The following is a 2,061-nucleotide window of genomic DNA, read 5'->3' on the forward strand; positions in this document are numbered from 1 at the left end:
AAAAAGGACTGAATATCTGTCCTTTTTATCCTATGCGGTAAAGTAAGCCTATAGCTATTACCGCTTATCTTGTACCATATCAGGTTGTTGCTTTAATCAGTTAAAACCCTATTTCATCCCATTGCCAATGAATCGCCAATTGGTCTAACACGGTTTTGGCTTGTTGTTGATGTGACGCATCGCCATCTAGCTTGAGTAGCACAATAAACCCATAAGTGGGGTCGTCTTTGCTGCTGACGGTAGCCTTGATATGATGTTGTTGCAGTAATTCACTGACAGCCATCACGGTCGCTTGACGTTTTAGTGCAGGTTTAAATACTTTACCCACTGCCGTTAAAGGCAATGCATCAATCACGTAGATGGCTTTAGGAATTGCCGCTTTTTCGCCAATGTTTTGTTGGCAAAATTGCATCAGTTTATCAGTATCTAAGTTGACACCCGGCTTAGGGGCAACGAATAAAACAGGTAACTCGCCTGTATAGCTATCAGGTTTACCAATGGCAGCACAACCAGCTACCCCGTCATATTGATAAACCACCTCTTCGATCATTTTTGGGTCAATATTGTGTCCACCTCGAATGATTAACTCTTTTTTTCTACCCGTCAAAAAAAAGTAGCCGTCTGCATCTTGATAGCCCAAATCGCCGGAATTAAACCAAGTTTGATTGTCAGAGTCAGTTACCCAAATCCCTTGATTTTGCTGCGCCAAATAATAGCCGACAAACACATTATCGCCGCGAATACAAATATTGCCCACCTCGCCTGTGTTGGCAACTCGCACAAACTTGCCATGATCATCAAGCATCATCACTTGCATAGGCTGATACGGGAAACGTAGCCCTATTGAACCAATTTTCTTCTCCCCAAATCTTGGGTTGGCTGAACTACCACAATTGCCTTCCGTCATACCATACGCTTCAATGATTTGTACCCCTGTTTGTTTTTCAAATTGCTTAAATACTTCTATCGGCATCGGGGCTGCCCCACACAAACAGTGCTTTAAACTAGCAATATCATGGTCGCCAACTGGTAGATTTAATAATCCAGCAAAAAGCGTGGGCACACCACTAAAAAAACTCACGCGATAATGCGCAATAATCGCCCAAAAATTTGCCATAACCCCATCGCCGCGATAGCCCTCTGGCGAAACCAGCAAAATTTCACCACCCATCGATAACGGTAATAATCCTGTAACCATGACGGCATTGACGTGAAATAGGGGTAGTCCGCACAGCACGACATTGCCCTGATTTAGCATGTCATCACCAAACAATGCCCGTGCCTGTAAGACATTGGCGACTTCATTTTTATGATTACGCATGGCGATTTTGGGCATGCCAGTTGTACCACCGGTTCCAAAGAATGAAGACAGATCCTCAGGCACAATGGTACGGGGGTTAATTAATCTATCTTTAGGCTGGTTTGCAATCCCAGTGTAAAAATCATGATAGGTTACCCTCTCTGGTAATTGCTGTACAAATTCTTTACTTGCATCTGGCAAGGTTATATTAAGTTGATGCGCAACATGATGAGCCATCGTCACCCCAATGATATGCTGCAAACTTGGGGTAAGCTTGGCAACCGCTATCGCCTTGTCCCAAAGCTGCGGCTTATTATCTTGATTGGGTAATGGCGCAAGCGTGATGAGTAGCGTGGCTTTGACTTCATTTAATAAGCCGGCAATCACAGAAGGTTCAAGCAGTGGGTTAATCGGAAAAATAATACCGGTTGACTCGCCGCCCCAGATACAAAAATGGGTTTCGGGTAAATTTGGCAACAAAATCGCAATGACCGTATCTTTATCCGCGCCCAATGAATAAAGCATATTGGCGGTTTGACGTATATAAGCCAATAGTTCCCGATAGCTATAGCTTGTGCTGTTTTGATACTGAGTAGCATTTAACACAAAGGTAAGGGCTTTTTTATCAGCAAACTGAGCTTCACTATCAGATAGCATCTGATAGGTGCTGCTAGGCAGGTTTAAAGGAAAATTTTGTTCATACTGTTTAAGGTCGTGCTGATTTTTTATTTGCTGGTTCATCGTGTCAAAGTCCTTTTTAC

1 protein-coding gene is annotated in these 2,061 nt (G+C 43.2%); it reads right to left on the minus strand.

Annotated features, from left to right (window positions below; all coding sequences use genetic code 11):
* Window positions 1–100 precede the first annotated feature (100 nt).
* Window positions 101–2,061 (minus strand): acyl-CoA synthetase (locus RT064_RS10970; RefSeq protein ID WP_313063399.1); only part of this gene is annotated, 1,961 nt, incomplete at its 5' end.

It is taken from the genome of Moraxella sp. CTOTU49097, from assembly GCF_032064105.1.
GTDB lineage: Bacteria > Pseudomonadota > Gammaproteobacteria > Pseudomonadales > Moraxellaceae > Faucicola > Faucicola osloensis_B.